23 protein-coding genes are annotated in these 26,043 nt (G+C 54.3%); 7 read left to right on the top strand and 16 right to left on the bottom strand.

Annotated elements, in window-relative coordinates:
• Positions 1 to 48: 48 nt before the first annotated feature.
• From OGX96_RS11455 to mgtL, 3 genes are all read right to left on the bottom strand, one after another.
• A complete protein-coding gene (locus tag OGX96_RS11455; protein WP_008786055.1) occupies positions 49 to 1,026 on the bottom strand; it encodes a TRAP transporter substrate-binding protein in 978 nt (325 codons plus the stop codon).
• A 375-nt stretch (positions 1,027 to 1,401) separates the two neighbouring features.
• Positions 1,402 to 4,110 carry a magnesium-translocating P-type ATPase gene (mgtA, locus tag OGX96_RS11450; RefSeq protein ID WP_032942195.1) on the bottom strand — a complete coding sequence of 903 codons (2,709 nt, stop codon included), beginning with the start codon at positions 4,108 to 4,110 and terminating at the stop codon, positions 1,402 to 1,404.
• A gap of 144 nt (positions 4,111 to 4,254) precedes the next feature.
• On the bottom strand, positions 4,255 to 4,308 hold the full coding sequence (gene mgtL, locus OGX96_RS22605; protein ID WP_223240846.1) for a mgtA regulatory leader peptide MgtL: 54 nt from the start codon (positions 4,306 to 4,308) through the stop codon (positions 4,255 to 4,257).
• 176 nt (positions 4,309 to 4,484) lie between these two features.
• Between mgtL and treR the strand changes: the two genes are divergently transcribed.
• From treR to nrdG, 5 genes are all read left to right on the top strand, one after another.
• Positions 4,485 to 5,447 carry a trehalose operon repressor TreR gene (gene treR / locus OGX96_RS11445; RefSeq protein ID WP_269320724.1) on the top strand — a complete coding sequence of 321 codons (963 nt, stop codon included), beginning with the start codon at positions 4,485 to 4,487 and terminating at the stop codon, positions 5,445 to 5,447.
• Between the two features lie 157 nt (positions 5,448 to 5,604).
• Complete coding sequence (gene treB, locus OGX96_RS11440) at positions 5,605 to 7,023, top strand: PTS trehalose transporter subunit IIBC (protein ID WP_208744762.1); 1,419 nt, start codon at positions 5,605 to 5,607, stop codon at positions 7,021 to 7,023.
• Positions 7,024 to 7,072: 49 nt separating this feature from the next.
• Entirely contained in the window at positions 7,073 to 8,725 is a 1,653-nt protein-coding gene (gene treC, locus OGX96_RS11435; RefSeq protein WP_286583060.1) for an alpha,alpha-phosphotrehalase, read from the top strand.
• 408 nt (positions 8,726 to 9,133) lie between these two features.
• The gene (gene nrdD, locus OGX96_RS11430; RefSeq protein ID WP_003830363.1) at positions 9,134 to 11,272 is read left to right on the top strand and encodes an anaerobic ribonucleoside-triphosphate reductase; all 2,139 of its coding nucleotides are present in this window, start codon (positions 9,134 to 9,136) and stop codon (positions 11,270 to 11,272) included.
• Between the two features lie 159 nt (positions 11,273 to 11,431).
• Complete coding sequence (gene nrdG / locus OGX96_RS11425; RefSeq protein WP_008786048.1) at positions 11,432 to 11,896, top strand: anaerobic ribonucleoside-triphosphate reductase-activating protein; 465 nt, start codon at positions 11,432 to 11,434, stop codon at positions 11,894 to 11,896.
• 33 nt (positions 11,897 to 11,929) lie between these two features.
• On the opposite strand, the gene OGX96_RS11420 is transcribed toward nrdG, so the two are convergent.
• The 11 genes from OGX96_RS11420 to pmbA form a co-directional block, all read right to left on the bottom strand.
• Positions 11,930 to 13,843 (bottom strand): BglG family transcription antiterminator, encoded by a 1,914-nt coding sequence (locus tag OGX96_RS11420; RefSeq protein ID WP_286583057.1) that lies wholly within the window; start codon positions 13,841 to 13,843, stop codon positions 11,930 to 11,932.
• 21 nt (positions 13,844 to 13,864) lie between these two features.
• Positions 13,865 to 14,605: a 2-dehydro-3-deoxy-phosphogluconate aldolase gene (gene dagF, locus OGX96_RS11415; protein WP_198802584.1), complete on the bottom strand. Its 741-nt coding sequence runs from the start codon at positions 14,603 to 14,605 to the stop codon at positions 13,865 to 13,867.
• The gene (locus OGX96_RS11410) at positions 14,602 to 15,720 is read right to left on the bottom strand and encodes a DgaE family pyridoxal phosphate-dependent ammonia lyase (RefSeq protein WP_032942188.1); all 1,119 of its coding nucleotides are present in this window, start codon (positions 15,718 to 15,720) and stop codon (positions 14,602 to 14,604) included. Before OGX96_RS11410 ends, dagF begins: the two co-directional genes overlap by 4 nt.
• Positions 15,704 to 16,837 (bottom strand): amidohydrolase/deacetylase family metallohydrolase, encoded by a 1,134-nt coding sequence (locus OGX96_RS11405; protein ID WP_198802582.1) that lies wholly within the window; start codon positions 16,835 to 16,837, stop codon positions 15,704 to 15,706. The genes OGX96_RS11410 and OGX96_RS11405 overlap by 17 nt, the downstream gene beginning before the upstream one ends.
• A 115-nt stretch (positions 16,838 to 16,952) precedes the next feature.
• The gene (locus OGX96_RS11400; protein ID WP_003830379.1) at positions 16,953 to 17,597 is read right to left on the bottom strand and encodes a DUF4310 family protein; all 645 of its coding nucleotides are present in this window, start codon (positions 17,595 to 17,597) and stop codon (positions 16,953 to 16,955) included.
• Positions 17,598 to 17,608: 11 nt separating this feature from the next.
• A complete protein-coding gene (locus OGX96_RS11395; protein ID WP_003025764.1) occupies positions 17,609 to 18,385 on the bottom strand; it encodes a DUF4311 domain-containing protein in 777 nt (258 codons plus the stop codon).
• Between the two features lie 23 nt (positions 18,386 to 18,408).
• Positions 18,409 to 18,708, bottom strand: a complete 300-nt coding sequence (locus tag OGX96_RS11390) for a DUF4312 family protein (RefSeq protein WP_270562182.1) — start codon at positions 18,706 to 18,708, stop codon at positions 18,409 to 18,411.
• A 2-nt stretch (positions 18,709 to 18,710) separates the two neighbouring features.
• Entirely contained in the window at positions 18,711 to 19,073 is a 363-nt protein-coding gene (locus OGX96_RS11385) for an SFCGS family glycine-rich protein (protein ID WP_003830384.1), read from the bottom strand.
• A 10-nt stretch (positions 19,074 to 19,083) separates the two neighbouring features.
• Positions 19,084 to 19,392 carry a glycine dehydrogenase gene (locus OGX96_RS11380; RefSeq protein WP_003025758.1) on the bottom strand — a complete coding sequence of 103 codons (309 nt, stop codon included), beginning with the start codon at positions 19,390 to 19,392 and terminating at the stop codon, positions 19,084 to 19,086.
• Between the two features lie 332 nt (positions 19,393 to 19,724).
• Positions 19,725 to 20,111, bottom strand: coding sequence for a cytochrome b562 (gene cybC / locus OGX96_RS11375; protein WP_003025756.1), 387 nt, complete (start codon positions 20,109 to 20,111; stop codon positions 19,725 to 19,727).
• Positions 20,112 to 20,197: 86 nt separating this feature from the next.
• Positions 20,198 to 21,550: a metalloprotease PmbA gene (gene pmbA, locus OGX96_RS11370; RefSeq protein ID WP_003830385.1), complete on the bottom strand. Its 1,353-nt coding sequence runs from the start codon at positions 21,548 to 21,550 to the stop codon at positions 20,198 to 20,200.
• A gap of 95 nt (positions 21,551 to 21,645) precedes the next feature.
• Here pmbA and yjgA point away from each other — a divergent pair, with 95 nt between their 5' ends.
• Positions 21,646 to 22,197 carry a ribosome biogenesis factor YjgA gene (yjgA, locus tag OGX96_RS11365; protein ID WP_008786039.1) on the top strand — a complete coding sequence of 184 codons (552 nt, stop codon included), beginning with the start codon at positions 21,646 to 21,648 and terminating at the stop codon, positions 22,195 to 22,197.
• A 99-nt stretch (positions 22,198 to 22,296) separates the two neighbouring features.
• Here the strand turns inward: yjgA and mpl are convergent, their stop codons facing one another.
• A complete protein-coding gene (mpl, locus tag OGX96_RS11360) occupies positions 22,297 to 23,673 on the bottom strand; it encodes a UDP-N-acetylmuramate:L-alanyl-gamma-D-glutamyl-meso-diaminopimelate ligase (protein ID WP_286583047.1) in 1,377 nt (458 codons plus the stop codon).
• 175 nt (positions 23,674 to 23,848) lie between these two features.
• On the opposite strand from mpl, the gene fbp reads away from it, so the two are divergent.
• The gene (gene fbp / locus OGX96_RS11355) at positions 23,849 to 24,847 is read left to right on the top strand and encodes a class 1 fructose-bisphosphatase (RefSeq protein ID WP_003830390.1); all 999 of its coding nucleotides are present in this window, start codon (positions 23,849 to 23,851) and stop codon (positions 24,845 to 24,847) included.
• 76 nt (positions 24,848 to 24,923) lie between these two features.
• Here the strand turns inward: fbp and OGX96_RS11350 are convergent, their stop codons facing one another.
• Complete coding sequence (locus OGX96_RS11350) at positions 24,924 to 26,036, bottom strand: methyl-accepting chemotaxis protein (protein WP_008786037.1); 1,113 nt, start codon at positions 26,034 to 26,036, stop codon at positions 24,924 to 24,926.
• Positions 26,037 to 26,043 lie beyond the last annotated feature (7 nt).

The raw sequence follows: 26,043 nt of genomic DNA, 5'->3' as shown, positions 1-26,043 counted from the left end.
ATTAATCAAAAGATTCAGGCGGAGGGTTGATATCCTCCACCTGATGAATTACTTCACATCCTGAATACGTTTGATCAAATCCTGGTGGTCTTTACCGTAATTATCCCGCACTGACTGCGTGGCTTTATAGAAATAGTCCGTATCAATATCGTGGAACTGAACGCCGTTGGCTTTCATGGTCTCCAGTGATTTCGCATTATAATCCTGCCAAAGTTTTCGTTGCTCTATCTGTGCTTCTTTGGCGAGTTTAATAATGAGATCCTGATCTTCTTTTTTCAACTTATCCCATTTAGCTTTCGAAAACAGAAAAAGCTCAGGAATAATAAAGTGTTTGCTCCAGGTATAGTTTTTCACGACCGGCAAATAGTTATGCGCAACAAACGTTGGCGGGTTATTTTCCGTGCCATCAATAACGCCGGTCTGCATGCCGCTAAATACTTCACTGACGCCCATGACAACGGAGTTAGCGCCCATCGCTTTCAGGGTATCCAGCGCTATCGGACTTCCTTGAACGCGGATTTTCATACCGTGTAAATCTTCCGGTTTCACCACCGGATTTTTGGTGATCAGGTTACGCGTGCCGGCATCCATCCAGCCGAGAAACACCAGCCGCGATTTGGTATTAGCCGTCAGACGGTCGCCAATCTCCTGACCGATCATGCCGTCGAGAACCTTATGCAGATGGTCCTCATCGCGGAAAATATATGGCAGGGTAAACACGTTAATTTCAGGGAGAATGGCGGCAACAGGCGTCATTGAGACACGAATAATATCGATAGCGCCTAATTGCGCCTGTTCAATCATCTGTTTTTCATCGCCTAACACGCCACCAGGAAATGTTTTAATCTCCAGACGCCCGTCGGTCGCGGCGCTAAGTTTTTCCCCCATATGTTTCACTGCAACAACGTTAGGGTAATCAGCCGGATGCACATCTGCGGCGCGAAAAGTTTGTGCCAGCGTTGCATGACTCATCAGTAATACAGACGCGCCAATACATAGACTTAACAGGTTTTTTGTCAGTTTCATTTGTCCTTCTCCAGAAGTTCATAATATCCATTAACAGGAATAGCTTGCAGAGCAAATGACTGCCGGAATTAAAAACGGGCAGCGAGAAACTTTCTTAACGACGTTACCTGCGCAGACTAACTGGTGTAACAATTTATTTCGATGACTGCGTTCACAAAAAATCGTAGATGCTTAAAATTTTTAGCACACTGTTTCATTTTTGCAATGCAGATCGTTTTATTGATAAAAAAACAACGCAAGAAAGGCGATTTGATACTAATAACACCCGTTAGCATTTCAATAAAAATAAAACACTAATGTTGTGAGGTAATATCTTCGAATGAAAATGAGGAATGCAGGATGGTATTAACACCATCCTGCTGAGGCGTTTGATGTTTACTGCCAGCCGTAGCGACGGCTATAAAAACCTTTCACTAATTGAGTCAATGTCATGTAACCCGCCAGAATCGCAATCAGCCACGGGAAGTAGCTCAGCGGTAATGCCTGCAATTGCAGATAGCTGGCCAGCGGCGAGAAGGGTAATGCAATGCCGACGACCATCACCACCAGCGTCATCAGCATCAGCGGCCACGCGGCGCGGCTCTGGATGAACGGCACGCGACGGGTACGAATCATATGCACAATCAACGTTTGCGACAGCAGGCCCACCACGAACCAGCCAGACTGGAACAACGTCTGATGTTCAGGTGTATTGGCATGGAAGACGAACCACATCAGGCAAAAGGTCAGAATGTCGAAGATCGAGCTGATCGGTCCAAAGAAGATCATAAAGCGGCCCAATTCGCTGGGATTCCAGCGCTGCGGCTTTTTGATCTGCTCTTCGTCGACGTTATCAAACGGAATCGCCACCTGGGATACATCGTACAGCAGGTTCTGAATCAGTAAGTGCAGCGGTAACATCGGCAGGAACGGTAAGAAGGCGCTCGCCACCAGCACGCTAAATACGTTACCAAAGTTTGAACTGGCCGTCATTTTGATGTACTTCAGCATGTTAGAGAAGGTACGGCGTCCTTCAATCACCCCTTCTTCCAGCACCATCAGGCTCTTTTCCAGCAGGATGATATCCGCCGCTTCACGCGCAATATCAACCGCGCCGTCAACGGAGATACCAATGTCCGCCGCGCGCAGCGCCGGGGCATCGTTTATACCATCGCCCATAAAGCCGACCACATGGCCTTCGCGCTTGAGCAGCGTGACAATGCGCTCTTTGTGCATTGGCGTCAGACGGGCAAACAGCGTGGTGCGCTGAGCAAGCCGAGCCAGCTCATCATCGCTTAACCCTTCAATGCTGCTACCGATAACCACATCGCCCGCATCCAGGCCCACTTCATGACACACTTTTGCCGCCACCAATTCGCTATCGCCAGTGAGGATTTTCACCGTAATGCCGCTGGCTTTCAGCGCTTTAAGCGCAGGTGCGGTGGTCTCTTTCGGCGGATCGAGGAACGCAATATAGCCTTCGAGGATCAGATCGGATTCATCAATACGCTGGTAATCACCTTCACGCGCTGGCAGGTATTTCGTCGCCACCGCCACCACGCGCAGCCCCTGGCGGTTCAGCGTGTCCGTAACGCGTTTCACCCGACGCAGCATGTTGTCATCTAACGGGACTATCTCACCGTTGTGACGCACCTGGGTACATACGCTGAGGATCTCCTGTAGCGCCCCTTTACAGACCAGCTGATGCACATCGGTTTCTTCTGCCACCACTACCGACATGCGGCGACGTTCAAAATCAAACGGGATCTCATCGATTTTCTGCCAGCGAGTCGAGAGCTGGCGGGCTGATTCTTCGTCCACACCCTCCAGCACCGCCGTATCCAGCAGATTCTTCAGCCCGGTCTGATAATGGCTGTTCAGCCACGCAGAATGCAGGACATGTTCGCTGGGCTTTCCAGAGATATCCGTATGATTCTCAAGTACAATTTTATCCTGAGTCAGGGTGCCGGTTTTATCGGTGCACAGGATATCCATCGCGCCAAAGTTCTGGATAGCGTCGAGGTGTTTAACGATAACCTTTTGTTTTGACAGCTTCACCGCCCCACGCGCCAGCGTTGAGGTGACGATCATCGGCAGCATTTCTGGAGTCAGTCCCACCGCCACAGACAGGGCAAACAGCGCCGCTTCCCACCAGTCACCTTTGGTGTAACCGTTGATAATAAGCACGATGGGCGCCATCACCAGCATAAAGCGGATCAGCAGCATGCTGACGCGGCTGATCCCTTTCTGGAAGGCATTCTGCTCGCTTTCCTGCTCGCTGACGCGACCCGCCAGTTGCCCGAACCAGGTATTGGCGCCGGTTGAAATCACGATGGCCTGCGCCGTGCCGCTCACCACGTTGGTGCCCATAAAGCACAGGGTATCGCATTCCAGCGGGTTGCTTTGCTGCGGATCGCGACTGGTTGCCACTTTCTCCACCGGCAGCGATTCACCGGTCAGCGAAGCCTGGGCGACGAACAGGTCACGAGCCTGCACCACGCGCAGATCGGCTGGGATCATATCCCCTGCCGCCAGCTTGATGACATCGCCGGGAACCAACTGGTCGATCGGCAGTTCAACCCAGCCGTTCTCCCCTTTCTCGTTGATAACGCGCAGCACCGTGGCGGTGTTGCTGACCATCGCTTTCAGCGCATCAGCCGCTTTGGTGGAGCGCGCCTCCTGCACAAAATTCAGCAGAGTAGAGATGACGACCATCAGGGCGATGACGCCAGCGGCAAACAGATCTTCGGTGGCATAGGAAATCGCCCCGAGAATGGTCAGCAGTATATTAAACGGGTTGCGATAGCAGACCCACAGATGCACCCACCAGGGTGACGGCTTCTGCGCCGGCAACTGGTTCTCGCCATGTATTTCGCGGGCGTTCTCGACTTCTGCGGCGTTTAAGCCTTCCGGATGAGCGCCGAACGTTTTCCACAGCGCGTCTTCGTCCATCAGCGCCATTTTCAGGCAATGTTCGCTCAGCGATGGCGGGATCGGTGTGCTGGCAACGGTCTGAGCATTCGGCAATGGATCACGATGCACCAGACGATGTGGTAAATGGCGGCTTAGCCGGGCAAACAGCTGGCGGGTCATATTTTTGAACATAGGCAGTCCCTCTGCACCAGTATAAACAGGCGCAGTAAATCCTTCAGGCGTGGCAAAGCCTTGCCTGGTGGCAATATTAAAATCACAACAGGGACGTCAGAACGTCACTGTCTTACTGTTCCGGTAAGACAGTGAAAGACAGGCTTACCGGAAAGGGTTGTTTCTCCATCTCGGGAGAGGGGTGGGATCGGGATCCATATAGCCTCCGGTAAGTGAATGATTTGCGCCGCGGATTATACGCAGAAAACCATAAGGTTTGTGGCAATTATGGCGGTATGATAAACCATGGAAACTAAACCAAACGTATACCAGACTTTGCCCATTGCGCCGCGCTTGAGTAAAGTTATTCTCTATTTGGCATAACTTCACACGCAATACGGGAAAACAGGATGCAAAATCGGCTGACCATTAAAGACATCGCCCGCTTAAGCGGTGTGGGAAAATCAACCGTTTCCCGTGTGCTCAACAATGAAAGCGGCGTGAGTGAACGCACCCGCGAACGCGTTGAGGCGGTGATGAATCAGCACGGTTTTTCCCCTTCCCGCTCCGCACGCGCTATGCGCGGACAAAGCGACAAGGTGGTGGCGATTATCGTCACGCGTCTGGACTCGCTTTCGGAAAATCTCGCCGTGCAGACCATGCTGCCCGCCTTTTATGAACAGGGCTACGATCCGATCATGATGGAAAGCCAGTTCTCGCCCGAGCTGGTTGAAGAACATCTCGGCATGCTCAGACGCCGCAACATTGATGGCGTGGTGCTGTTTGGTTTTACCGGCATTACTGAAGCCATGCTCGTCTCCTGGCAAGATTCTCTGGTGCTGCTGGCAAGAGATGCAAAAGGCTTTGCCTCCGTCTGCTATGACGATGAGGGTGCCATTCGTACCCTGATGCAGCGTTTATACGAACGCGAGCATCGCCATATTAGCTTTCTTGGTGTTCCGCATAGCGATGTGACCACTGGTAAACGCCGCCATGAGGCCTACCTGGCATTCTGTAAAAAACACAAACTACATCCTGTGGCCGCGCTGCCGGGTCTGGCCATGAAGCAGGGCTATGAGCAGGCCGCCAACGTCATCACCCCGGAAACCACCGCTTTAGTCTGTGCGACGGATACCCTTGCCCTTGGCGTCAGCAAATACCTGCAGGAGCAGCGGATTGAGAACCTGCAGCTGGCAAGCGTGGGCAGCACGCCGCTGATGAAATTCCTCCATCCGGAAATTATCACCGTCGATCCAGGATACGCCGAAGCCGGGCGACAAGCGGCCTCGCAGCTGATCGAACAGATCAACGGCCGCAGCGAACCACGACAAATCGTTATTCCTTCCACCCTCTCCTGATCGCTTTCTGAGCATTAATTTGTGATCTTCGCTGCGTTTCGGGAACGTTCCCATTTTTAAATATTCATCGAAGATATACTCTGGCGCCAACAACGAGAGAGTTGCCGAATGACGACGCAACAGCGTCTTTTCCGGTCTACGGGGAACACACACCATCATGAGCAAAATAAAACAAGCAGACATCGACCGGCTGATTGAGCTGGTTGGCGGGCGCGACAATATCGCTACGGTGAGTCACTGCATTACTCGCCTGCGTTTTGTGCTGAATCAGCCTGCAAACGCCAGACCGAAAGAGATCGAATTGTTGCCAATGGTCAAAGGCTGCTTCACCAACGCCGGGCAGTTTCAGGTGGTAATTGGCACCGAGGTGGGCGATTACTACAAAGCGCTGTTGGCGACCACCGGACAAGCCAGTGTCGACAAAGAGCAGGCAAAGAAAGCGGCGCGGCAGAACATGAAGTGGCACGAGCAGCTGATTTCTCACTTCGCGGAGATCTTCTTCCCGCTGCTGCCAGCGCTGATAAGCGGCGGCCTGATCTTAGGTTTCCGAAACGTGATCGGCGATCTGCCCATGAGTAACGGGCAGACGCTGGCGCAGATGCATCCTTCGCTGAAAACCCTCTATGACTTCCTGTGGCTGATTGGCGAAGCGATCTTCTTCTATTTGCCGGTCGGGATTTGTTGGTCGGCAGTCAAGAAAATGGGCGGTACGCCGATCCTCGGTATTGTGCTGGGCGTGACCCTGGTTTCTCCGCAACTGATGAACGCCTATTTGCTCGGTCAGCAGGTGCCGGACGTGTGGAACTTCGGCCTGTTCAGTATTGAGAAAGTGGGCTACCAGGCGCAGGTCATTCCGGCACTATTGGCCGGGCTGGCGCTCGGGTTTATTGAAACACGCATGAAGCGCATCGTCCCGGATTACCTGTATCTGGTGATCGTCCCGGTGTGCTCGCTGATCCTTGCGGTATTCCTTGCGCATGCCTTTATCGGTCCATTTGGCCGCATGATTGGCGACGGTGTCGCGTTTGCGGTCCGTCATCTGCTGACCGGCAGTTTTGCTCCGATTGGCGCGGCGTTGTTCGGCTTCCTGTATGCCCCGCTGGTGATCACCGGTGTGCATCAGACCACGCTGGCTATCGACATGCAGATGATTCAGAGCATGGGCGGCACGCCGGTATGGCCACTGATCGCACTGTCGAATATCGCTCAGGCCTCTGCGGTGGTCGGGATCATTATCTCCAGTCGCAAACACAACGAACGTGAAATTTCCGTTCCTGCCGCGATCTCCGCCTATCTCGGGGTAACTGAACCAGCAATGTACGGGATCAACCTGAAATACCGCTTCCCAATGCTGTGCGCGATGATCGGCTCCGGTCTCGCCGGACTGCTGTGCGGCCTGAACGGTGTGCTGGCGAACGGGATTGGCGTCGGCGGTTTGCCGGGCATCCTCTCCATCCAGCCGACTTACTGGCAGGTCTTTGGTATGGCGATGGTCATTGCGATTGTCATCCCAATGATACTGACCTCATTCGTTTACCAGCGTAAACACCGTCTGGGCACATTACAGATTGTCTAACTTTTCTTCGGGGCGCAGTTGCGCCCCAGCGTATTTCCAGGAAACAACCATGAATATTCCCCACTGGTGGCAAAACGGCGTTATCTATCAGGTTTACCCCAAGAGTTTTCAGGACACCACTGGCAGCGGCACCGGAGATTTACGCGGCGTGACGCAGCGCCTCGACTATCTGCAAAAGCTGGGCGTTGATGCCATCTGGCTGACGCCGTTCTATATTTCGCCGCAGGTTGATAACGGTTACGACGTCGCAGACTACACGTCTGTCGATCCGGCCTACGGCACGCTGGAAGACTTTGATGAACTGGTGGCGCAGGCGAAAGCGCGCGGCATCCGTATTATTCTCGACATGGTGTTTAACCACACCTCAACCCAGCACGCCTGGTTTCGTGAAGCGCTGGATAAAGACAGCCCGTATCGTCAGTTTTATTTCTGGCGCGATGGCACGCCAGACTGCCCGCCAAATAACTGGCGCTCCAAGTTTGGTGGCAACGCCTGGGGCTGGCACGCCGAAAGCGAGCAGTACTATCTGCACCTCTTTGCTCCGGAGCAAGCCGACCTGAACTGGGAAAACCCGGCGGTACGCGCCGAGCTAAAGAAAGTGTGCGAGTTCTGGGCCGATCGCGGCGTGGACGGATTGCGCCTCGACGTGGTGAATCTTATCTCTAAAGATCAGGACTTCCCGAACGATCCCGACGGCGATGGACGGCGTTTTTATACCGACGGCCCGCGCGCGCATGAATTTTTACGTGAGATGAACCGCGATGTTTTTACCCCACGCAACCTGATGACGGTGGGCGAAATGTCTTCCACTACGCTGGAACATTGCCAGCAGTACGCCGCACAAGATGGTAGTGAACTGTCGATGACCTTTAACTTCCACCACCTGAAAGTGGATTACCCAAACGGTGAGAAGTGGACGTTAGCAAAACCCGATTATGTGGCGCTAAAAACCCTGTTCCGCCACTGGCAGCAGGGCATGCACAATCAGGCCTGGAACGCGCTGTTCTGGTGTAACCACGATCAGCCGCGCATCGTGTCGCGTTTTGGTGATGAAGGTAAATACCGCGTTCCGTCGGCCAAAATGCTGGCGATGGTGCTGCATGGCATGCAGGGCACCCCCTACATCTACCAGGGTGAAGAGATTGGCATGACCAACCCGCACTTCCGCCAGATTACCGATTATCGCGATGTGGAAAGCCATAACATGTTTGCCGAGTTGAACGGCCAGGGACGCGATGCGCAAGAACTGCTGGCTATCCTCGCCAGTAAATCACGCGATAACAGCCGTACGCCGATGCAATGGGATGCCAGCAAACACGCGGGCTTCACCCCCGGCGAGCCGTGGATCAATCTGTGTGACAACGCAGCAGACATCAACGTGGCGGCAGCACTGAACGATACCGACTCGGTGTTCTACACCTATCAGAAGCTGATCGCCTTGCGCAAAGCGGAGCCGGTTATCACCTGGGGCGACTACCAGGATCTGCTACCGGACAGCCCGCATCTGTGGTGCTATCAACGAGAGTGGCAAGGGCAGCGGCTGCTGGTCATTGCCAATCTTAGCGATACCTTCCAGAGCTGGCAGCCAGCCCAGACCGACGGAAACTGGCAGGTGCTGATGCACAACTATGCCGAGGTTGCCAGCCAACCAGGGGACATGACACTGCGTCCTTTTGAGGCCGTCTGGTGGTTGCAAAAATAGCTTGCAATTATGTTCAGGCCCGGTACGCATAGCGCTACCGGGCGTTGCTATATACGCTTAGCTTAGCTTCCTGTTTTTGTTGAATAATTAATCAGAATTTTCTGCCCACAATTTACAATCGCTGTACTGCCCGTCATCTGTACGCTCCGATTTTTACTTTGCGCTACATCAAATAAATCGTAAACATCCTTGATGCAAATCACTACATATAGAACTTAAAATGCACGCCGACCCAATATGTTGTATTAATCGACTACAATTGCTACAACTACAGTGCACCGTTTAACGGTGGAATTGTGGATAAAGTGGGTCAGGATTGCGGGAAGTCATTGGCAATAGAGATGAATAAAGCCATGACCGCTTCCCCAACCTCTGTGGATAACCTGTTCTTATAAATATGGAGTGATCATGACACCGCATGTGATGAAACGAGATGGCTGTAAAGTGCCGTTTAAATCAGAGCGCATCAAAGAAGCCATTCTGCGTGCAGCTAAAGCAGCGGGAGTCGATGACGCAGATTACTGTGCCACCGTCGCAGAAGTCGTTAGTAGCCAGATGAATGAGCGCAGCCAGGTCGATATCAACGAGATCCAGACAGCGGTAGAAAACCAGCTGATGTCTGGTCCGTACAAGCAACTCGCCCGTGCGTACATCGAATATCGCCACGACCGTGATATACAGCGTGAAAAACGTGGCCGTCTGAACCAGGAAATTCGTGGTCTGGTTGAGCAAACCAACTCTGCTCTGCTGAACGAAAACGCCAACAAAGACAGCAAAGTGATCCCGACCCAGCGCGATCTGCTGGCCGGTATCGTCGCCAAACACTATGCGCGTCAACACCTGCTGCCGCGTGATGTCGTCCAGGCGCACGAGCGTGGTGATATTCACTATCACGATCTCGACTACTCTCCGTTCTTCCCAATGTTTAACTGCATGCTGATCGACCTGAAAGGTATGCTGACGCAGGGCTTTAAGATGGGTAACGCGGAGATTGAGCCGCCAAAATCCATCTCCACCGCGACGGCCGTCACCGCGCAAATTATCGCGCAGGTTGCCAGCCATATTTATGGCGGTACCACCATTAACCGTATTGACGAAGTTCTCGCACCGTTCGTGACCGAGAGCTTTAATAAGCATCGCAAAACCGCTGAAGAGTGGCAGATCCCAGATGCCGACGGTTATGCGCATTCCCGTACCGAGAAAGAGTGCTACGACGCATTCCAGTCCCTTGAGTATGAAGTGAATACCCTGCATACCGCCAACGGTCAGACGCCGTTCGTTACCTTCGGTTTCGGCCTGGGAACCAGCTGGGAATCGCGTTTGATCCAGCAGTCCATTCTGCGTAACCGCATTGCTGGCCTGGGTAAAAATCGTAAAACCGCCGTGTTCCCGAAACTGGTGTTTGCGATTCGTGACGGTCTGAACCACAAGTTTGGCGATCCGAACTATGACATCAAGCAGCTGGCGCTGGAGTGCGCGAGCAAGCGTATGTATCCGGATATCCTGAACTACGATCAAGTGGTTAAAGTGACCGGCTCGTTCAAAACGCCAATGGGCTGCCGTAGCTTCCTGGGCGTATGGGAAAACGAGAACGGCGAACAGGTTCACGATGGCCGTAACAACCTCGGCGTTATCAGCCTTAACCTGCCGCGTATTGCGCTGGAAGCTCATGGCGATGAAGCCACCTTCTGGAAACTGCTCGACGACCGTCTGATCCTGGCACGTAAAGCGCTGATGACCCGCATTGCGCGTCTGGAAGGCGTGAAGGCCCGCGTTGCACCGATCCTGTATATGGAAGGGGCCTGCGGCGTACGTCTGAAAGCAGACGATGACGTGTCTGAAATCTTTAAAAACGGCCGCGCATCGATTTCTCTGGGTTACATTGGCATTCACGAAACCATCAACGCGCTGTTTGGCGACAAACACTTGTACGACAGCGAGCAGCTTCGCGCTAAAGCTATCGCCATTGTGGAACGTCTGCGTCAGGCGGTCGATCAGTGGAAAGACGAAACCGGCTACGGCTTTAGTCTGTACAGTACACCAAGTGAAAACCTGTGCGATCGTTTCTGCCGTCTGGATACCGCCGAGTTTGGCGTGGTGCCGGGTGTTACCGACAAAGGTTACTACACCAATAGCTTCCACCTCGACGTGGAGAAAAAGGTTAACCCGTACGACAAGATCGATTTTGAAGCGCCGTACCCGCCGCTGGCGAACGGAGGTTTCATTTGCTACGGCGAGTACCCGAACATTCAGCACAACCTGAAAGCACTGGAAGACGTCTGGGATTACAGCTATCAGCACGTGCCGTATTACGGGACCAACACGCCAATCGATGAATGCTACGAGTGCGGCTTTACCGGTGAGTTCGAGTGCACCAGCAAAGGCTTTACCTGCCCGAAATGTGGTAACCACGACGCCGCGCGCGTGTCGGTCACCCGCCGCGTATGCGGTTATTTAGGCAGCCCGGACGCTCGTCCGTTTAACGCCGGTAAGCAGGAAGAAGTGAAGCGCCGCGTTAAGCATTTAGGTAATGGGCAGATAGGTTAATTTCGACAGTATTATTGCCTGGCGATGTGACGCTTTTCGCAAAGCAATTGGCGCCAGGACAAGGCGGCAAGCAAGCGAATCCCGGGGAGCTTACATAAGTAAGTGACCCGGGTGAGCGAGCGCAGACAACGCAGTAATGGCGTCAATTGAGAAGCGAAAATGCGATACCATCAATACTATCCTGTCGATATCGTTAACGGCCCCGGCACTCGCTGCACCCTGTTTGTGTCGGGATGCGTGCATGAATGCCCTGGCTGCTATAACAAAAGCACCTGGCGACTCAATTCCGGCCAGCCGTTTACCAAAGAGATGGAAGACAAGATCATTGCCGATCTGAACGACACGCGAATCCCTCGCCAGGGTATTTCGCTGTCCGGCGGCGATCCGCTGCATCCGCAAAACGTGCCGGATATTCTGCAACTGGTACAGCGTATTCACGCTGAGTGTCCGGGGAAAGATATCTGGGTGTGGACCGGCTACAAGCTTGATGAACTCAACGCCGCACAAATGCAGGTGGTGGATCTCATCAACGTGCTGGTCGATGGTAAATTTGTGCAGGATCTTAAAGACCCGTCGCTGATCTGGCGCGGTAGCAGCAACCAGGTTGTACATCATTTGCGTTAACTTTCAGGCGGTAAATATTCTGTTATCCGCCTCTCAAAAACGGCTCACACACTCCATCGCAACCGCTTTGAACTCGGTGAAATTGCGACACGCGCAGAGTCGCGTCATCGCGCGTTCGCGCAGGAAGGTGACGAAGATATCGTAGATAGCCATCGCCTCTTCGTATTCACTCTTGCTGATAGCGAGCAAGAAGATCACGTGCGCCGTTTCATCGCCCCAGGCGATACCCTGCGGGGCGAGGATGGTGTAGACCACCGTTTTCTTTGCCAGCAGACCAAGGGCGTGCGGCAAGGCAATGCTGTCACCCAGCATGGTGCTGACGATGGCCTCACGCTCAACCACCGAATCAAGAAACTCCGCATCGACAAAACCTTCATCCTGCAACTGACGGCATAAGGTTTTGAACAACGTTTGTTGATCCATTGACTCGTCAATCACACGAAAATGGGCGGCATCGAAGAATTTGTTCAACATCCACGGACGGGTTCTGTCGACCAGCACCAGTTTGCCAATCTGCTCCAGCTGATAATCGGTAGGGAACGGCGCAATCATCACCACCGGCTTATCTTTTTCACCGATCCGCGCGGTTGAGATGACAAAATCTTCGCTGATGCTTTCCCGCTGTTCGTAGTCGCGAAGCGTTACGGTATCGACGATCTCTATCTGCGGATACTTACGCGCCAGTACCGCTTCAATCATCCGCGCCATCGCATTTCCGGCATCGCATACCAGCAGAACCTTCGGCTGTCTTTGGTAACCGATGTTGTAACTACGCTCCAGCCCGACGCCAATATGCAGCACGAGGAAGCCAATCTCATTTTCACTGATGGTGTACGGCGTATATTTTCCCCATCCCGAGACGGCGGCCAGCGTCATGTCCCACGCCATGGGGTAGTGCTGTTTAATATTTTCCAACAGCGGATTGGGGATCATTATCTGGTAACGCACCCGGGTGATCATCGTCTTAATATGCGTCAGCAGATCAGCATGCAACTGTTTGTCATTCAACAGGTTGTAGTTGTACTGGGTGTTGATAAAACGCAGGATGTAATTGACCAACGCTTCGTCATCATCCGCATTGATAGCACTGGGCGCGATCTCCTGAACCTGGCGGGCAGCAATATGCACCTGTAGCCAGTTTTCTTCGGAAACGGAAAGCGGTTTGTCTGCCAGGCGGTGCAGTACCGCCGCGATTTCCCGCGTGGCCAGGCACACCGATTGATCGGCCTCTTCTGCGGCAAAATCCGGGAGTGGATATCCTTCGCTAATCCGCCGTACCGCCACCGCGCAGTACAAGCGTAAAAACAGCTCGCCCTCATCGGTCAGACGAATATGGAAACGGGCAAAAATGTCCTGCAAAACGGGTTGCAACTGTTCAGGAAGCCCCGCATTCAGCGCTTCTTGCGTCACTAACGGATGCTGCGGATCCTGCTGCGCCAGCGTCCACATCAGATCGGTCAAACAGGCGCGGATCGCCATTTCGCTGCCGAACAGCTTCATGCCGTGACGGGGACGCGTTTCCAGCGTCAGATGATAACGTTGCAGATGCTCGCGCACCTCAGCCATATCGTTTTGCAGCGTCGCGCGGCTGATAAACCATTCATCAGCCAAATCTTCCAGCTTCAGCGAGAAAGCCGACATCAGAAAACGCACCACCAGCCAGTGTATCCGTTCCTGGCTGGTGCGTGGGATGCGCAGCAACGTATTGGGCTGCTGCATTTGCAGGGTGTGAAAGCTTGCCGGGTCGTCAATTTTGAGCTGATAACCATTACCCCGGCTGAGGACAAACTGTGCGCCGTACTGGGTGAGCAGCGCGTTTAGCGCGGTGATATCCGCCCGTACGGTGCGTGTGGAAACCGACAACCGCTGCGCCAGCTCGTCCTGTGGAAGCGCTTCGTTTTGCAACATGTCAAACAGCTGTGCTAAACGTTGGTTGGGGAATCGCACGTCAGTTTCCTCATCAGTCAGTTAGCCTACGCAGGCCCGGGTCATCGCCATCAGTTGGCGTACGTCGTCCGGACGAGTGTTACCACTCACCTTATCAATAATCGAACTATAGATGTGAGGAATGATTTTACTCACTCCGGCATCGAGGGCAATTTGCAGGATTTCAGTGAAATTATCCAGATCGATACCGCCGGTTGGCTCCAGCCAGAAGTCATGACGGGCGCAGGCCTGCGCGACCGCAATGTACTCGTCACGGCATTTCAGGCCGCCCATCGGGAAGTATTTAATTGAGCTACCGCCCATGTCTTTGAGCAGCGCAATCGCGGTTTCTACCGACACAATACCTTCCGGCGACTGGCTGCTTAGCGGACCAGTGGAGATTTTCACCCTGCCCGGCGTGCCGGTTGGCGAGACCAGACCATTGACCACTGTCTCCTGCTGGCCCAGCAGCGCGCGACTGGTGGCCACGCCGGTAAAGACCTGATTGACATGCTGTGGCTGCACCTGACGGGAGATTTCACTGACCATCGCCGACTGGTTAGGATCGCCCGCCCCCAGCCCCACGGAGAGCGCATTGTCGATAAAGGCCGCGTATTCACGCATATCCGCTACCGCGCTTGCGACATCCGGGTAATTTTTTGACAACACGCCAACCAGCACGTGTCCTTCCGCCGCCGCATAAATATCCCGGGCATTTTCTTTGGAGCCTGCCAGCACGTTCAGGCAGACGCGGTCGCGATAAAAGTTAGGGGTCAGTTTCATGCGTTTTTCTCCTGCGAAATCACTTCACCAATTCGACGGGCCACAATCTCCAGTTGCGCGCGATCGACGCTGCGCACATCGGCTTCGATAATGCCTTCATTGGCTTTGTAACCACGGAAGTAAATCGCGTACTCCCCCTGTTTCAGCGCGTCGACCAGTTCCCCCGTGGCGATCCCGGTTACCGCTTCATCAAACTTAATTTCCGTGCGTGCGATGTCGCGTCCTGCACTATCCCACACCACGCGGGCGCTCACGCCGTTAAGCTGGTTCAACGCATTAATGAACGGCGTCATTTTCTCGACCATCTCCGCGCCGCTCTCTTTCTGCGCGTTCAGATACAGTTCGATGGCGCAGGTCAGGCCAAGAATTCCCTCTTTGCCCACCTTCATCGCCCGGCCAATCCCCGCCGTCTGGCGCTTCACCCACTCAACATATTGGGTTTTACCAATCACCAGACCGCTGGTTGGTCCTTCTATCGCCTTGGCGCCGCTATAAATCACCAGATCTGCACCAACCCGGTAGTAGCACTGCAAATCCTCTTCCGCCGCCGCGTCCACTATCAGCGGCAGATTATGCGTACGCGCCACCACCGCTGCCTGCTCCACGCTGAGCATACTTTTCTGGACGCAGTGGTGAGATTTGATATACAGAATGGCCGCCGTACGCGGTGTAATGGCCGCCGCCAGCTGTGCCGCGGAACATTCGTTGGCATAACCGGCTTCCACTAACTTGCCGCCGCCAAGCGCTACCATGGTGCCCACCGGTGCGCCAAAGTTGACGTTGTGACCTCTGGGCAGCACGATTTCGTTGTTCTCGATGGGCGTGACGTGCAGGTTCTCCAGTAGCCAGTCGCTGTCTTTAACCAATACGCCAGCCACCGACAGGGCGATCCCGGCCGATGCGCAAGAGACAACCGTTGCCCCCTCCACTTCCAGTAATTTCGCGATGTAGTCGCCGGTTTTATTGACCAGGTCTTTCATCTCGAAATATTGGTTCATCCCCGCCATCGCGGCTTCAACCACTTCTGGTCGCGGCGTGGAAACGCCGAGCGCCGTCATGCGGCCGGAGGTATTAATCACCTGTTTTAAATCGTATTTCTCAAAAATCGAAGGCATGTTCCGCGCTCCCTTGTTCGGTCATATAGCCCTTGCCCGCACGTATTGCGGCAAGCGGCACCAGCAGTTGTTCAGCCTGCAGGCTGTCGTTTTCTGCATCTACCAGCACGGTTGGCTGGCGCTTAAGCGTAAAGAGGGTTAAATCGGCATCCAGACCGACCTGCAGCCGCCCCTTCTGTTTCAGGCGCAGACCATCGGCGGCATTGGCGGTAACGCATTCAATGACCTGCGGCAGCGACATCCCAATGGCGAGGAATTTCGACATCACATTCGCCAGGGAATGCACCGGGCCGCTGATACGGTTACGACAGTAAATATCGGAGCTGATGGTGTGCGGCAAAATACCCAGTTCGATAGCGCGTTTTGCCACCGCAAAGCTCAGGCTGGCGGTGCCATGCCCAACGTCCAGACGCACGCCGCGTGAAATCGCCCGCGTCACTGACGCCCGTAGCTCACCTTGCGGCGTCAGAATGCGATTCGGCTTACCGTTGTAACAGTGGGTAATGATGTCACCCGCGCTCAGGCGCTCGGCGATCTCATCCAGGTCCGGCGGGTTGTTGCCGATGTGCACCATCAGCGGCAGGTCACCGTTCTGCGATTGCATCGCTTTGGCGCGATCCAGCGGCGTGATGCCATTTTCACCGACTACGCTGCTGCTCATACGTGCCTTCAGGCCGACGATAAAATCAGGGTGGCGTTTCACCGCCTCTCGCACCGCATCAGCGTCAATATTGGCCATGTTGGCCAGCTCGTTCTGGGCGATAAGCCCAACGCGGGAGATATTCAGCAACGCGTACACTTCGGTGGCAGCTTCCCGGGTCAGGGTGTAAAAATCGTCGATGTCATCCGCCCCGGTACTGCCCGCATCCACCACCGTGGTAACGCCGGTCGCAATACCGACGCTGTCCGGCTGGTCATGGTAAATCGGGGATTTCGGGTAGCAATGAACGTGGGAGTCAATCCAGCCTGCGCTGACGTAGCACTCACCGCCCAGCTCGATGGTTTTCAGCGCCGGACCATCAACGTCACCCAACGCCGCGATCTTGCCGTCTTTGAGCGCAATATCGCTCACCGTATCGTCAACGAGGCGCGCACGGCGCAGGAGTAAATCAAACATGTCTCTCTCTCCTGTTGAAATGGGGGCGGTCGTGTAGGCCTGATAAGGCGCAGCCGCCATCAGGCGTCATTGCCGGATGGCGGCTGCGCCTTATCCGGCCTACAACGACACACCATCAACTAATGGCAATCGGGAAGATGGACCCGAGGATCATTGCGCCGAGGATCGCCCCGCCGGTAATCGGTTTTTGCCACAGGTAAAACAGCAGCGCGCCTGCCAGAGAACCGATTCCGATAGGAATCGAAGCCGTCATCGCGCTGAGGATAATCAACGGCCCGAGGAAGCGTCCGGAGGCGTTACCGGCCCCCATCATGACGTCCGCACCGTAGGTCGAGTCGCTCTGGTTGATGGTGAACTTACGCGCCAGAATGATGATGTAGCCAATCGCCAGACCAATCACCAGACCGGTGACCAGCGAGGCGGCGAAGTTGGCGACCGGGAAGATAATGCCCGCGCCCAGCAGCAGCGCCGGAACACCTAACCCAACCCCGGTCTGAATCGCCCCGCCGATATCCAAAATCCCCACCAGCGAACCTTCAATGATGCGGGCAAACAGGAAGCTTGCGCCAAATGCCGCCACTGCTCCGTAGGATCCGGTATCCATTCCCGCCTTCAGCATCGCCACAAAAGCCACTTCGTTAAATGCGCCAATACCGTACAGGTAGTACATGTGTGTTCCGGCAAACACGCCAGAGGAGAGCAGGCCCACAAAGATCGGGAACGACCAGTCAGCGAACCAAAAACCTTTATTCTGTTCCATGATGACCTCCGTTATTTGCCGCTGAGCGAGTTGTGGATAAGTTCGAGCCAGTTAGGCACGGTCAGATGGAAGGATTCGATCATCTTCATGTCGAAGCCACGGAAGAAGCCACTCAGGACAAACAGCGCGACGATAGCCACCATCATCACTTTAGTGACGTGGTTCCAGCCGCTCTCTTCAACACCTTTGCCGATCAGAATGCCGAGAACCAGACCCGGAACGGCGTTACCCATGATCAGCTGCGCCGCGCCGCCAAAAACGGTGGCCCAGAAGCCAGATTTCTTACCGGCGTCGATCGCCGCCAGCCAGAAGATTACTGGCATCACAGTGTTAACCAGCAGGTTAGCCGCGGGCACCAGCACCTTGACGGCGGTAACCTGCAACGCTTCCGGTACGGATGATGCGGTGAGGTTCAGGAAGGTCACCACGATCATCCCGATAACGCCGCAGGCAATTGCCATGCGTTTGGGGTCGTGCAGCGTTTCACCGACGTTGCGATTTTTAATCATCAGCGCGGCGGCGCCCCAGTTGGGGATGATGCGATGGTCGACGTCCTGCGTGAACGCCCCCGCCGCAACAGAGGAAGCCCAGGCGTTAAAGAAGAAGCCCAGGCCGAACGAGAAGTGAGAAGCCGGATCCCCTTCGCAGGAATTCAGTTCTCCCAGAGTACGAAACGCGCCCATCCCTTGAGTGGTAGGCGCATGAAACATGCGTGCAGCCCCAGCGCCGACACCAACGCCAACCAACGCGCCGATGATGAGCGATTTTATTAATATTATCAGGAACATAATTATGCCTTTTAATAGAAAAATCAGCGTTGCGTAACGAAATCCACCTTGTCGAGATTGATGGCAGTCACGTTGACGGTCACGTCCAGCTCCACGCTGAGAGTGCGTCTTTCCCGGCGCAAAAAGAGGAATAAAAACGCCTCTTTACGCACCGATTCACGCGCTTGAACAACCTGCACATCCTGTGGCTCAATACGCAGTAAGATATGCGGCGACGCTTTCATCACCGCAGCCTGAACGTGGTTCAGGGCATCGGCAAAGGCGCGAGCTTTGGTCTCGCCCTTACCCGTGACTCTCACCGTGGTGGTGAATTGCTCTTTCATGCTTAAGCGCCGTGTTTCTTTTGCCACGCCTGCACCAGGCGCTCGCCGAGCTCTTCTTTGTCCATAAAGCCGAATCCCAGTACGTTGCACCCTTCGTTGATGGCGGTTACCCCTTCATCGACCGAGCGCATGCCGTATTTCGCCTTGTAGCCGTATTTGGTCTGCGCGGTAATCGCACCCGCACCACCGCTGCCGCAAAACGAGATACCAAAGGTGGCGTTTTCCGCTTTCATCACGTCACCCAGCTTCATATCTGCTGCAACGCCCGGCACCACAACGGCACGGCCACCCGCTTTCTCTACGCCTGCCGCCACTTTCTGGCCTTTACCCAGACGATCGCCAATCACTACGGTAATCTGTTCCATCTTTTGCTCCTTAAAGGTTGTCTTTCGCGACTTCGAAGTGCACCGACAGCAGCCAGGCCTCTTCCTCAGGAAGATTGCCAAACTCGGCGACCACGTCGCGGGCAAGCGCCATTGATTCGGCAGATATTTCATCAAACAAGCTGGCATCGACCTCTGGTAAGGGTTCACCCGTTACCGAGCGGTGCGCCATGGCGCGAACATGCGACGTCAGCATCTGTTCCTGTACGGCGTTGGGAATAATGTTGCGTTCACGCAGCAAGGCATACACCTGCGCCAGCATGCGGTCGGCCAGTTCCACCGATTCCCCCATGTCATTCATTACAGCTCCGTTATTCACTCGTCTTACCCCGTTAATGTCTCTGAGGGTAAATTAGCGACGGAGGTTATGAGTTTGTAGCGAGTTGTTTTCCACTTCGAAGTGGAAAGGTGTGCAGCGATAGTGATCTGTGCCGCAAAAAGAGCTGGAACCACGATTTATCACTGGAAGAATGTGATTGAGATCGCAAGAGCGAGCAGAAAAATGGAAGGAAGTGCGAACAATGAATGGGCGATAAAAATGAAAAAATGTGATGGGGATAGCGTTTACTTATGGGACGTGCAGTAGCGGGGTGTTGTATCCGACCTACGGGTATGCAGGCCGGATAGCGCAGATTAGCGGAACTTCTTGTGGTTTTCGTTGCGCGTGGTTTTCAGCTCTTCCGCAACGGCTTTCGCCTCTTTAACTTTACCTTCGTTCGCCAGCTTCAACGCACCGTCGATCTGACCGATCAGCGTGTCAAAACCGTGACGGAAATCCTTCATCTCCGGGCTGTCCGGGGATTTGTTTTCCAGCTTCGGCGGCGTTCCCTTTTGCGCGTCCAGCGCGGCTGCACGCATTTTGGTTAACGCATCTTTCAGTTCAGTCGCATTGTCCGTTTTTTCGACGATTTTCAGGTTGTCGTTGAGGATCCCCATATCGTCTTCAAGATCGGCTGCAAACGCAGAAGAACCAAGAACCAGCGTTGAAGCTGCGACGATCGCTAACAGGTGTTTACGCATTGCTCACTTCCTTTTTTATTATTCAAAAATAAACAAACGCCAGATACCCTCAATAATTCACGCCACAGCTTGAAGTATGACGGATATTATTGCCCGGCGATCTTCATCTCCGGCAACAGGACCGAACCACACTGAATATTACTGCGCGTTTCAATATCGTTGCCGACGGTGACGATATTCCGCCACATCTCTTTTAAGTTACCGGCGATGGTAATTTCACTCACCGGGTACTGAATTTCGCCGTTTTCGACCCAGAAGCCCGCCGCGCCGCGCGAGTAATCGCCGGTAATGCCGCTTACGCCCTGTCCCATCAGCTCGGTAACCACAAGACCTGTGCCCATCTCTTTGAGCAACTGCTCGAAGCTTAGACCCTGTCCCGGAATTCGCCAGTTGTGGATCCCGCCTGCATGACCGGTGCTCTTAAGCCCCAGCTTACGTGCAGAATAATTGGTCAGCAGCCACTGAGTCAGCACACCGTCTTTAATAATGTCGCGGCGTTCGGTCCGTACGCCTTCGCTGTCGAACGGTGAAGACGCCAGCCCTTTCAGCAGGTGCGGATGTTCTTCAATGGTCAGCCATTCCGGCAGAATTTGCTTACCCAGCGAGTCGAGCAGGAAGGTGGATTTGCGGTACACCGAGCCGCCCGCAATGGCGCCAACCAGGTGTCCGAACAGTCCGGTCGCCACTTCATTGGCGAAAATCACCGGCGCTTTCATGGTGGAAAGCTTACGCGGAGACAGGCGTGATAAGGTGCGGCGAGCACAGTCAGCCCCCACCCACTCCGGCGTTTGCAGATCGCCCATCGCCCGACCAATGGTGTAGGCGTAATCACGCTCCATATCACCATTTTCTTCTGCGATTACGCAGCTGGAAAGAGAATGGCGCGTGGAGCAGTAGCCCTGCAGCATACCGTGGCTGTTGCCAAACACTTTGATGCCATAGTGGCTGTTAAAGCTGCCACCTTCGGTATTGGTGATGCGTTTGTCGGCCTGCAACGCCGCCTGTTCAGCGCGGGCAGCCAGTTCGATAGCTTCGTCAGGGGAAACTTCCGCCGGGTGGAACAGGTCCAGATCGGGCGCATCAAAGGCCAGCAGTTCTTTATCTGCCACGCCCGCGCACGGGTCCGGCGAAGTGTAACGTGCAATGTCCAGCGCGGCCTGCACGGTGCGTGCAATCGCCTGCGGGCTTAAATCGGTGGACGATGCGCTGCCCTTACGGTTCTGGTGGTAAACCGTAATCCCCAGTGCACCATCGCTATTGAATTCGACGTTCTCCACTTCACCATAACGGGTGCTGACGCTAATACCCGTGGTCTTGCTCACAGCGACTTCCGCGCCATCCGACTTACCTGATGCTAATTCCAGTGCCGTCGAGACTGCTTCTTCCAGAATCTTACGCTGCGCTTCAACTTGTGAGATTACTTTCATCGCAAATGCCATAATGTAGAGAGAGTTTCTCTGAAGTCTAACAGAGAACCGTTTTTCAGTGCGCATCTTAACTGGTAACATTAGCCTCTTTTTTTAAGGAGCCTGACATGACTAAGCAGCCCGAAGACTGGCTCGACGACGTTCCCGGTGATGACATCGAAGACGAAGACGATGAAATTATCTGGGTCAGTAAAAGTGAAATAAAACGTGACGCCGAGGAGTTAAAACACCTGGGTGTGGAACTGGTAAAACTGGGGAAAAACGCGCTGGATAAAATCCCGCTCGATGCGGATTTACGTGCCGCGATTGAGCTGGCCCAGCGTATTAAGATGGAAGGTCGCCGTCGTCAGCTGCAGCTGATTGGCAAAATGTTGCGCCAGCGCGATGTTGATCCTATCCGTCAGGCGTTGGACAAGCTGAAAAACCGTCACAACCAACAGGTCGTTGTCTTCCATAAGCTGGAGCAACTGCGTGACCGTATGGTTGACGGTAGCGATGAAGCTATCGAAGAAGTGATGAACCTGTGGCCTGACGCCGACCGTCAGCAACTGCGTTCGCTGGTGCGTAACGCCAGGAAAGAAAAAGCGGGCAACAAGCCGCCAAAATCTTCCCGCCAGATCTTCCAGTATCTGCGTGAACTGGCGGAAAACGAGGCCTAACCTCTTCGTCCGCCGAAAGTGCCGGATGGCGGTGCAAATACCTTATCCGGCCTACGATCCGTTGTAGGCCCGGTAAGCGTAGCGCCACCGGGCATTTTTTTACTCTTCTTCTGCCTGAGCTTTCTTCGCCAGACCATCCAGCAGTTTTTGATGAATACCGCCAAACCCGCCGTTGCTCATCACCAGAATGTGATCGCCAGGCTGTGCGGTTTTCACCACCATATCTGCCAGTGCATCCACATCGCCGCTCCAGTGTGCCGGCTGAACGCAGGCTTCAGCGACTTCTGCTACCTGCCACGGAATGTGCGGGGGTTGCAGCAGGAACACTTCGTCTGCACGCCCTAACGACGGCGCCAGGTCATCTTTGCACAGGCCCATTTTCATGGTGTTCGAGCGAGGTTCCAGCACCGCGATGATGCGCGCCGTGCCGCCCACTTTACCGCGCAGTGCCGCAAGCGTTGCCAGAATGGCCGTCGGGTGATGGGCAAAGTCGTCATACACCGTCACGCCATTGGCTTCACCGCGCAGCTCAAGACGGCGACGGGCGTTGATGAACGAGCCCAATGCATTGGCCGCATCCGCAGGCACGACGCCAACATGACGCGCGGCTGCAATCGCCATCAGGCCGTTTTGCATGTTGTGTTCGCCCACCAGGCCCCACTTCACTTCGCCGACTTTTTCACCGTCCAGCCACACTTCCCACTCGGAGGCATCGGTGGTCAGCTTTTTCGCCTGCCAGTGACCTTGTTCGCCCACCAGCTCTTGTTCGCTCCAGCAGCCCATCGCCATCGTCTGTTTCAGATTGATGTCGTTTTCCGGGTAGATGATGCGTCCCTGGCCCGGCACGATACGCACCAGATGGTGGAACTGTTTCTGAATAGCTTTCAGATCGTCAAAGATGTCCGCGTGATCGAACTCAAGGTTATTGAGGATCAGCGTGCGCGGGCAGTAATGCACGAATTTAGAACGCTTGTCGAAGAACGCGCAGTCGTACTCATCCGCTTCAATCACGAAGAAGTCGCTCTCGCCGAGGCGCGCGGAAACCTCAAAGTTGCCCGGAACGCCGCCGATCACAAAGCCAGGTTTATAGCCGCAGGCTTCGAGGATCCAGGTCGCCATTCCGGCGGTAGTGGTTTTGCCGTGCGTACCCGCAACCGCCAGTACCCAGCGATCGCGCAAGACAAAGTCATGCAGCCACTGCGGGCCTGACATGTACGGAATGTTCTTTTCCAGCACCGCTTCCACGCACGGATTACCACGGGTCATGGCATTGCCAATGATCACCAGGTCCGGCTGTGGGTCGAGCTGGCTGGCATCGTAACCCTGAATCAGATCAATGCCTTGCTTCTCAAGTAAGGTACTCATCGGCGGATACACATTGGCGTCCGAACCGGTTACTTCATGACCGAGCGAGCGCGCCAGCATCGCCAGACCGCCCATGAAAGTGCCACAAATTCCCAAAATATGAATGCGCATACGTCACTATCCTTTTTTAATCTGGGGGCCATTTTACGCACATGTCCGGCAAGTGAGAAACGCATTTCAGGATATTCCGCAGTTTGCTGGCGCGATTCACCTAAGCGCAGCAATGGAAATATTTGTTAATATTGTTGCGGTCGCTTTACTCCACATAAATTGCAGGGAAAGTGTTATGAAAACGTTAGGTGAATTTATTGTCGAAAAGCAGCACGAGTTTTCTCATGCTACCGGTGAGCTCACTGCTTTGTTGTCGGCAATAAAGCTGGGCGCCAAGATCATCCACCGCGATATCAATAAGGCCGGTCTGGTCGATATCCTGGGTGCCAGCGGTGCTGAGAACGTGCAGGGAGAGGTTCAGCAAAAACTCGATCTGTTCGCGAACGAAAAACTGAAAGCTGCACTGAAGGCGCGCGACATTGTGGCGGGCATTGCCTCAGAAGAAGAAGATGAAATCGTCGTCTTTGAAGGCTGTGAACACGCTAAATACGTTGTGCTAATGGATCCGCTGGATGGCTCATCCAACATCGATGTTAACGTCTCTGTCGGTACGATTTTCTCTATTTACCGCCGCGTAACCCCAGTCGGCACACCGGTCACGGAAGAGGATTTCCTGCAACCGGGCAACAAGCAGGTTGCTGCAGGTTACGTTGTTTATGGTTCTTCCACCATGCTGGTGTATACCACCGGCTGTGGCGTACATGCCTTCACCTACGATCCTTCTCTGGGCGTATTCTGCCTCAGCCAGGAACGTATGCGCTTCCCGGCGAAAGGCAGCACGTACTCCATTAACGAAGGTAACTACATCAAATTCCCGAACGGCGTGAAGAAGTACATTAAATTCTGCCAGGAAGAAGATAAGCCAACCCAGCGCCCGTATACCTCGCGCTACATTGGCTCTCTGGTTGCAGATTTCCATCGCAATCTGCTGAAAGGCGGGATCTACCTGTACCCAAGCACCGCCAGCCACCCGCAAGGGAAACTGCGTCTGCTGTATGAATGCAACCCGATGGCCTTCCTGGCCGAGCAGGCGGGCGGCAAAGCCAGCGATGGTAAAGAACGCATTCTGGATATCACCCCAGAAAGTCTGCACCAGCGCCGCTCCTTCTTCGTGGGTAACGACCATATGGTTGAAGATGTAGAACGCTTTATCCGCGAGTTCCCGGACGCGTAAGTATCATTCATCGCACGGACGTAGGCCGGATAAAACGCGTAGCGTTGCCATCCGGCCTACAAAATCCATCGTCTGCTTACGCTTTCTGTAGCTTAAATACGGCCATTGCTTCGATTAGCGCTGAAGACTGCTCTTCCAGCGAGCGGGTAGCCGCTGAAGACTGCTGCACCAGCGCCGCGTTTTGCTGCGCCGTTTCATCCATCTGAATTACCGCGATATTCACCTGCTCTATGCCGCGACTCTGTTCCTGGGACGCACTGGCAATTTCACGCATCAGTTTGGTCATACGCATAACCTCGGTCGCGATTTCATCCATGGTTTCGCCCGCCTGCTGCGCCAGTTCACTGCCTTCCCCCACATGGGTGTGCGAATCGCTGATTAGCGTACGGATCTCTTTGGCCGCCTCGGCGCTGCGGCTGGCCAGATTACGCACTTCACCTGCCACAACCGCAAAGCCCCGCCCCTGCTCACCAGCTCGCGCCGCTTCAACGGAAGCATTGAGCGCCAGAATATTGGTCTGGAAAGCAATGCCATCAATCACGCTGAGGATGTCGGCGATTCGGCTGGAACTGCCGGAAATATCGCGCATTTTCTCGATCACATAGCACACCATTTCGCTACCGCGATCGGCGGTATCCGACACCGATTTTGCCAGCTGGTGCGCCTGTTCCGCGTTCTGCGCATTCTGTTTCACCGTCGCCGTGAGTTCTTCCATGCTGGCGGCGGTCTGCTCCAGCGAAGTGGCTGTCGATTCAGTGCGTTGCGCCAGGTGCTGGTTACCGGCCGTCAGTTCACGACTGCCAATATCAATTTGCGAACTGGCATCGCGTACGCGCTGTACCGAGTCGCCCAGCGCATGGCGCATGTCATCCATTGCCGCGTTCAGGCGGTTGAATTCGGCGCTGGCCGACAACGCGGTAACCGGCGACAAATCCCCCGTTGCCAGACGTTCCAGTTGCTCAACCATGTTATCCAACGGTTTGAGAAACTTATTTCGCAGCATAAACCAAATGACCGCCAGCAATGCGATAGCAGCCAACATTGCAGCGCTCATAATACCGTGATAAATCAACGAGGTAATGACACGGGTAGACGCATATAGCCCCATACCACCGGTCAGTAGCAGAAGGAACGTCAGCAGAGACAATAACACCAACAAACTTGATCGAATTGAAAGGGATTTTGGCATCGTTATA

Source organism: Citrobacter sp. Cpo100, from assembly GCF_030332595.1.
GTDB lineage: Bacteria > Pseudomonadota > Gammaproteobacteria > Enterobacterales > Enterobacteriaceae > Citrobacter > Citrobacter portucalensis.
The sequence above is the reverse complement of the archived record's forward strand: the minus strand, read 5'-3'. Positions and strand labels throughout refer to the sequence as shown.